The sequence below is a fragment of the Nocardiopsis sp. MG754419 genome, assembly GCF_018207095.1.
GTDB lineage: Bacteria > Actinomycetota > Actinomycetes > Streptosporangiales > Streptosporangiaceae > Nocardiopsis.
Genome location: NZ_QOCZ01000212.1, coordinates 1 through 7,277 on the forward strand (window position 1 = coordinate 1; position 7,277 = coordinate 7,277).

Sequence of the window (7,277 nt, forward strand, 5' to 3'; positions counted from 1 at the left end):
GTGGGGAGAGAGAAAGGTGTGGCGAAAATTCCTCTCTCGGTACTCGCGCGCGGTGCGTGGTTCGGTGAGCGTCGCCGTCGTGCTGTGGGGTGGCCGCCCTCGAACGCCGGGCGGGTTCGGGCTCCGGCCCATGCGAGGCCAGGGCGGTCTTCGTCCGGCCTCGGCCTCACCTGCGTTCGGGCTCCGGGGGTCCGGTGGCCTTCTCCCGGATCGGTGTGCCGATCCCGAGAAGGGCGGGCTGATCGGTGGAGGGGTCCATGTTCGGTGCGAGGGGTCCATGGAGATCCTCTGGTGCCTTGTGCCGGTGTCGCTCGTCAGGGCGTGTGCTCGGCGAGGAAGGGTGGGGTCGGTCGGTCCTGCCTCCCACGAAGGGCTTCGCTTCTGAAATGTCAGATTGGAACTGCGATGTCGCTCTTGTGGGTTGTCCGGAAAGGAAGAGAATCGATCTCGGTTTCCCTGCCGATTTTCCGCTCTCGCGGTCCATGTTTGTCCTGTGTGGCGCTTCTTGGTTCATCTGGGTCTCTTGCGTTGATATGGCGTTCGTGGAGAGTCGGCGGGGCGTGTCCGTCCTGCTCGGCGTCGTGTCGCCCGCCTGGTCGGCCCCTGCGATGTGGTGCTTGTGCGAGTCATGGCTCATATTTCCGTTATGAGTATCGGAGTCGCGAGGGCCGGCCTTTCGGTGTCTGTATCAGGAGTTCCTCCCCTTTCTCGATCACGTTTCTCCTAAGGTTGGCGACGGTTCCCGCCCCGGGCGAAGACCGGAACGGGACGTATTTCGTCTTTTTGGTAGCCCTTTCTCCGTTCGTGCCTGCGGCACGGACGCGCGACCATCACGAGGAGACAGTCAGCCGATGTCGATCGACTCAGCCCCCGAGGTACGAACCGGCGAGCAACGGAGCCTGGCGACCGCCGCGGCGCGGAACCTGGCCACCACCACCAAGTCCGCGCCGCAGATGCAGGGCAAGAGTTCCCGCTGGCTGCTCAAGTCCCTTCCGTGGGTGCAGACCGACGGCGGTGCCTACCGGGTCAACCGGCGTCTGTCCTACACGATCGGGGACGGGCGGATCGACTTCGACCAGACCGGTTCCGAGGTGCGGGTGATCCCGCTCGAACTGGGCGAGTTGTCGTTGCTGCGCGGCTACGACGACATCGAGGTACTGGAGGCGCTGGCCGGACGCTTCGTCCAACGGGAGTTCGAGCCCGGGCAGGTCCTGGCCCAGGAGGGGACCCCGGCCGACCACCTGTACCTGCTGGCGCACGGTCGGGTGCACAAGACCAGCAACGGCGCCTACGGCGAGACCAACCGTCTCGGTGTCCTGGCCGACGGTGACAAGTTCGGTGAGCGCTACCTCCTCGACACCGAACCCACCTGGGAGTTCACGGTCAAGGCCGCGACCTCCGGCACGCTGCTGGAACTGCCGCGCCGCGAGTTCATCGCGCTCCTGGACGACTCGCCCAGCCTCCAGGCCCAGGTCCAGGCGTTCCTGTCCCTGCCCGAGCGGGGACAGAACAAGGACGGGGAGGCCGAGATCGCCCTCTCCTCCGGGCACTCCGGTGAGATCGAACTCCCCGGCACCTTCGTCGACTACGAGCTCAAGCCGCGCGAGTACGAGCTGAGTGTGGCCCAGACCGTTCTGCGGGTCCACTCCCGGGTCGCCGACCTCTACAACAAGCCGATGAACCAGACGGAGCAGCAGCTGCGCCTGACCATCGAGGCCCTGCGCGAGCGCCAGGAGTACGAGCTCGTCAACAACCGTGAGTTCGGCCTCCTGCACAACGCGGACTTCAAGCAGCGCATCCAGACCCACTCCGGGCCGCCCACGCCGGACGACCTCGACGACCTGGTGAGCATGCGGCGCAACACCCGGTTCATGTTCGCCCACCCCCGGGCCATCGCGGCGTTCGGCAAGGAGTGCAACAAGCTCGGGCTGAACATCGGCACCGTCGAGATCGGCGGGCACCATCTGCCGGCGTGGCGCGGGGTCCCGATACTTCCCTGCGGCAAGATCCCGATCACCGAGCACCAGACCTCCTCGATCATCGCGGTCCGGACCGGCGAGGACAACGAGGGTGTCATCGGTCTGCACCAGACCGGTCTGCCCGACGAGGTCGAGCCGGGCCTCAACGCGCGGTTCATGGGGATCGACGACAAGGCGATCATCTCGTACCTGGTGAGCACCTACTTCTCTGCCGCCGTACTCGTCCCGGACGCGCTGGGCGTGCTGGAGAACGTCGAGGTCCGACCGCGTGCCTGAGACGGTCGCGCCGTCAGGGAAGGAGGTCTGAGTGTCACTGATGTCCCGGATGTCCGCCAGTGGAGCCGGACACGAGACGGCGGAGCTGGTCGCCGCACTGCTCCGTGACCCGCAACGTCCGGGGAACCCGGACCTGTTGGCGGGGGCGCCCCGCGCCGCGGTTCCGAGCACATCCCGGCCGGGGGCCCTGGGCGGCCCCACCGGGCTCGGCACCTCGGCCGCACGGGTCCTGTTGCCCGCGCGGGCCACCACCCCCGCACGGGTCGGTGCCCCCGACCGTTCCGAGGCAGGCCCGCGCGCCCGGGTCTTGCCACGGATCCCCGTCGCACCGGCGGGACCGGGTGCGGCATCGGCCGGCGCAGGGTCCGACGACACGTCGGTCCCCGTGCTCTACTGCCCTCCGGCCGTACGCGACGACCCCGCCCTGGGCGAGGAGGTCGACGACCGGCTCGTGGAGTGGGCCGCCGAGGTCGGGATCTACCCGGGCCAGCTCGACCGGGTCCGCTCGGCCGGGTTCGGGCGCCTGATCATGTTGGCCCACCCGGAGACCGACGACCCCGACCGACTCCTGGCGGCGGCCAAGTGCGCCCTGTCCGAATGGTCGGTGGACGACCACTACGTGGACGGTGAGGCGGAGGAGGCGCGCCCGGAACTCCTCGGCCAACGGCTGGCCATCGCCCACTCGGTGATCGACCAGGCGCACCTGCCGGTGGCCTACGCGCCGCGGCTGGAGGAGGTCGTGCGGGCGGACCCGGTCATGGTCGCCCTGCGGGACGCCCTGCGCAACCTCGGCGGGTACGCCTCCCATGCCCAGGCACGCCGTTTGCGCCACGAGCTGGCGATCATGTTCGTCGCCTACAACCAGGAGGCGGTCTGGGCCACGTCCGGCCACAGACCACCGGTGTGGGAGTTCCTCATGCACCGACACGAGAACAGCTTCGTGCCGTGCATGGTGCTCATCGACACGCTGGCCGGCTACGAGCTCTCGCAGGCGGAATTCTCCGACCCCCGGGTGCGTCGCGTGTTCACCCTGGCCGGATCGGCCAGCGTCATCGTGAACGACCTGTACTCCATGGGCAAGGAGGACCCCTCCGACTTCAGCCTGCCCCGGTTGATCGAGACCGAGGAGGGCTGTTCGTCCCGCGAGGCCGTCGAACGCAGCGTCCTCCTCCACGACGAGATCATGCACACCTACGAGGCCGAGGCGGCCGCCCTCGCCCTGACCGGATCACCGGAACTGCGGCGTTTCCTCGCCGGGGTGTGGGCCTGGCTCGGGGGAAGCCGTGAGTGGCACGCCCGGACCGCCCGTTACCACGGCGTCACCGACTGACCCCCTCTCATCCCCGGGGCGCCCCGACGCGGGCGGCCCCGGACACCACCGCAAGGAGCACACACCATGACCACGACCATGCCCTCTCACGGCCAGGTCCTGCGCACCGCCTACCAGAAGTCCGTCGCCGACTACTGGAACGCCGAGAAGGACCCGGTGAACATCCGCCTCGGTGAGGTCGACGGACTGTTCCACCACCACTACGGGATCGGCGACTACGACCCGTCCGTCCTGGAGGGTCCCGAGGAGACCAGGGAACAGCGCATCATCGAGGAGATGCACCGCCTGGAGACCGCCCAGGCGGACGTGCTCCTGGACCACCTCGGTCCGATCGGCCCCGACGACCGGATCCAGGACACCGGCTCGGGCCGCGGCGGCACCGGTTTCATGGCCAACGCCCGGTTCGGCTGCCACGTGGACGGCGTCACCATCTCCGAGCAGCAGGTCGCCTTCGCCAACGCCCAGGCCCGGGAACGGGGCGTGGACGACAAGGTCCGTTTCCACTTCCGGAACATGCTCGACACCGGGTTCGACACCGGCTCGCTGCGGGCCTCCTGGAACAACGAGTCCACGATGTACGTGGACCTGCACGACCTGTTCCGTGAGCACGCCCGCCTCCTGGAGTACGGTGGCCGGTACGTGACCATCACCGGCTGCTACAACGACGTGACCGGTGGCCGTTCCAAGGCGGTCAGCCGGATCGACGAGCACTACACGTGCAACATCCACTCCCGGAGCGAGTACTTCAAGGCGATGACCGCCAACAACCTCGTCCCGATCAACGTCGTCGACCTCACCGCCGCGACCATCCCTTACTGGGAGCTGCGGGCGCAGTCCTCGGTCGCCACCGGCGTCGAGGACCCCTTCCTCACCGCCTACAAGGAAGGCAGCTTCCACTACCTGCTCATCGCCGCCGACCGGATCTGACCCTCCGGAGGCCACCCGGGGTGCCCGCCGCCGTGGCGGCGGGCACCCCCCTCGCGCCGCTCGTCCCCGAACAGGAAGGGTGCCCATGACCGTCGATCCCGTCACCGGAACGCGCGCCACCGAGGCCCGAGAACCCCACGGTGCGCGAGACCCGATCATGCTGGAACTGGTGGACGAGGAGGGGAGGACCACCGGCACCGCCGAGAAGCTCGCCGCCCACCGTGCCCCCGGCCGACTACACCGGGCCTTCTCCGTCTTCCTCCTGGACACCGAGGGACGGCTCCTGGTCCAACGCCGGGCCTGGTCCAAGTACCACTCGCCCGGGGTGTGGTCCAACACCTGCTGTGGGCATCCGTACCCGGGCGAGCAGCCCTTCGCCGCCGCGTCGCGGCGCGTGGGGGAGGAACTGGGGGTGTCCCCGTCGCTCATGCGTGAGGCCGGAACGGTCTCCTACCACCACCCCGACCCCGACTCCGGCCTGGTGGAACGCGAGTACAACCACCTGTTCGTGGGCCTGGTCCGGAACGAGCTCCGCCTCGACCCGGAGGAGGTCGCCGAGACCACGTACCTGACCCCCGACGGGCTGGAGCGTGCCCGTCGCGACGGCGCGTTCTCGGTGTGGTTCGCGACGGTGTTCGACGCGGTCCGCCCCGCCCTGCGGGGGATCTCGGTCCGCGACGGCTGGTGACCTCGGCACGGTGTGGACGGCGCCGTGCGGAGTGATCCGGTCGCCCCCTGGAGGGGCGCCCCGGCGCGGCGCCGACGCTGACGTCGGTGCGTCGGGGACGGGTCGGGCGGCCCCGCCCGGGACATGGTCCCGGAGCGGGGCCGGTCCGGCCCGGTCGCCCGCGAGGACATCGCGGTGCACGCGGGGCCCGGTACCGGTGTGCGGATCGACGTCTCGGAGCCTCCGGTGCCCGGCGGTCTCGGCCGGCCCTCGTCGATCAGTGCCGTGCGAGGCGTGTGACGGTCGGGTGCACGATGCCACTCCTGTCGGAGGGGACCCCCGGGAGCGTGGGTCTGCGGTCCCGCACCGCCCGACGTGAGGGTGGGCGATCGCCGTGAAGCGATGGGGTCCCGTGGAGCGCCGCGGTCCGGTTCAGGCGTCGCAGTCCCGACAGCGACGGGTGGCGACACGATCGGTGTTGCCTCCGGTGGCCCGAAGCGGTGCGCTCTCACCGATGCGGAGCCAGGCCTCGGGGCCGGCGTCGGTCACCCAGCCCCAGGTCGGAGGCCGCACAGCGCTCGGGTGGTGATGCCGGCAGCCGGGTCGATGGGCCTTGCCACTGGTGTGGATGTGGATCTCGTGCACCGTGGGTGCGTCCGTGTGACGTCGGCCGTCGCCGAGCGCGCAGGCGCAGCCGGCGTCGAGGGGGAGTTCGCAGAAATCGCAGCGTCGCATCGCCCCATGATGCCCGGCCGCCGGGCCGGACGGAATCCCCTTGCCGGTGCCGGTGCCGGTGCCGGTGCCGGTGCATCGGACGCCGGACCGCGCCGAGGCCCCCTCCCCGCGCCGGTCCGCGTCGCGGGCGGGACGGGGTCGCCATCCCTTCGGGAGGGCCGGTCTGCTTCACTGCCCTCATGATCGTGCGCGACGCCCGTCCCGAGGAGAAGGCCGCCGTGGCGGACCTCCGCGCCGAGGCCTACCACGCCCAACGGCTCCTGGAGATCAACCCCGCCTACGAGTCCACCCTGCGTGCGCTGGGGGTCGACGGTACCGGCGACGTCCTGGTCGTCGAGGAGGACGGAGCGCTCATCGGCACGGTGATGCTGATCCGGCCCGGTGCCCGGAGCGAAGTGGCCGCGGGACCGGACGACGTCGAGGTGCGGGCCTTCGCCGTCGCCCCCGGACACCAGGGCAGGGGCGTGGGTCGGGCGCTGATGAAGGCGCTCACCGCGAGGGCCCTGGAGTGGGGCGCGCGCAGGCTGGTGCTGTCGACCCGCCCCGAGATGCGTGCGGCGCAGCGCCTCTACACGACGATGGGGTTCGTGCGCACCCCCGAACGCGATTGGAGTCCGGTACCCGGGCTGGACCTGTTGACCTATCAGCTGCCGTTGGAGGTCCCTGAGCGCGACGCCGGAGGACGCTAGGTCTGGCACGGGCGACCGCCCACGGGCCGGGGCGGTCCGGGAACCGATCCCGGGCCGCCCCGACGCACGTGCCGCGCGCTCAGCAGCGGGTGTTGATGGTGCTCTGGATCGACGACTTCTCGGCGCTGGTGACCGAGAGACCGTAGCGGTGTTTGACGTTGACCCACGCCTTGACGTAGTCGCAGTGGATCGCGGTCCGCGGCGGCATCCACTGGGAGGGGTCGCGGTCCCCCTTGGAGCGGTTGGTGGAGGCCGACACGGCCCACAACTGCGGCGAGGAGACGTCGTTGGCGAAGTCGCGGCGCCGGGTCGAGGACCAGGTGTTGGCGCCGGAACGCCAGGCCTCGGCCAGCGGCACCATGTGGTCGATGTCGATGGAGGACGCGTTGTCGAACCAGACGCCGTCGTACTCGCTGGACCAGCGCCCCGAGGTGGGGCTGCAGGAACCGTCGACCTGGACGGTGTGACCGTCGCGGCGCAGGACGTGCTGACGGGCGTCACACGGGCTGGAGACGACCACCCAGTGGGGGAAGAGGGCGCGGTCGTAGCCCGAGCCGTTGTTCTTCGCTCGCACGGTCAGCCCGTTGAGCTGGGACTGGGCGGCGGAGGTGGAGGGGATGCCGGGCGGCAGGGTGTGGTGGGCCAGTGCCGGGGTGGCCCACCCCAGGACGGCC

Annotated in this window: 7 protein-coding genes; 5 read left to right on the forward strand and 2 right to left on the reverse strand. The window is 70.2% G+C overall.

Annotated features, from left to right (window positions below):
- Positions 1–851 precede the first annotated feature (851 nt).
- From DSY14_RS25865 to idi, 4 genes are all read left to right on the forward strand, one after another.
- Positions 852–2,255 (forward strand): family 2B encapsulin nanocompartment shell protein, encoded by a 1,404-nt coding sequence (locus DSY14_RS25865; protein WP_211719225.1) that lies wholly within the window; start codon positions 852–854, stop codon positions 2,253–2,255.
- A 31-nt stretch (positions 2,256–2,286) separates the two neighbouring features.
- Complete coding sequence (locus DSY14_RS25870; RefSeq protein WP_211719226.1) at positions 2,287–3,585, forward strand: family 2 encapsulin nanocompartment cargo protein terpene cyclase; 1,299 nt, start codon at positions 2,287–2,289, stop codon at positions 3,583–3,585.
- 66 nt (positions 3,586–3,651) lie between these two features.
- Positions 3,652–4,512: a geranyl diphosphate 2-C-methyltransferase gene (locus DSY14_RS25875; RefSeq protein ID WP_211719227.1), complete on the forward strand. Its 861-nt coding sequence runs from the start codon at positions 3,652–3,654 to the stop codon at positions 4,510–4,512.
- Between the two features lie 85 nt (positions 4,513–4,597).
- Positions 4,598–5,200, forward strand: a complete 603-nt coding sequence (gene idi, locus DSY14_RS25880; RefSeq protein WP_211719228.1) for an isopentenyl-diphosphate Delta-isomerase — start codon at positions 4,598–4,600, stop codon at positions 5,198–5,200.
- Positions 5,201–5,611: 411 nt separating this feature from the next.
- Here the strand turns inward: idi and DSY14_RS25885 are convergent, their stop codons facing one another.
- On the reverse strand, positions 5,612–5,914 hold the full coding sequence (locus tag DSY14_RS25885) for a hypothetical protein (protein ID WP_211719229.1): 303 nt from the start codon (positions 5,912–5,914) through the stop codon (positions 5,612–5,614).
- 179 nt (positions 5,915–6,093) lie between these two features.
- Here DSY14_RS25885 and DSY14_RS25890 point away from each other — a divergent pair, with 179 nt between their 5' ends.
- The gene (locus DSY14_RS25890) at positions 6,094–6,603 is read left to right on the forward strand and encodes a GNAT family N-acetyltransferase (RefSeq protein ID WP_211719230.1); all 510 of its coding nucleotides are present in this window, start codon (positions 6,094–6,096) and stop codon (positions 6,601–6,603) included.
- 79 nt (positions 6,604–6,682) lie between these two features.
- Here the strand turns inward: DSY14_RS25890 and DSY14_RS25895 are convergent.
- Positions 6,683–7,277: HNH endonuclease family protein (locus DSY14_RS25895; RefSeq protein ID WP_211719231.1), on the reverse strand; the 595-nt coding region annotated here is incomplete at its 5' end.

Bases quoted from the DNA above. Each gene is read 5' to 3' on its own strand.
- DSY14_RS25865 (WP_211719225.1), top strand. From the start codon at position 852: ATGTCGATCGACTCAGCCCCCGAGGTACGAACCGGCGAGCAACGGAGC.
- DSY14_RS25875 (WP_211719227.1), top strand. From the start codon at position 3,652: ATGACCACGACCATGCCCTCTCACGGCCAGGTCCTGCGCACCGCCTAC.
- idi (WP_211719228.1), top strand. From the start codon at position 4,598: ATGACCGTCGATCCCGTCACCGGAACGCGCGCCACCGAGGCCCGAGAA.
- DSY14_RS25885 (WP_211719229.1), bottom strand. From the start codon at position 5,914: ATGCGACGCTGCGATTTCTGCGAACTCCCCCTCGACGCCGGCTGCGCC.
- DSY14_RS25890 (WP_211719230.1), top strand. From the start codon at position 6,094: ATGATCGTGCGCGACGCCCGTCCCGAGGAGAAGGCCGCCGTGGCGGAC.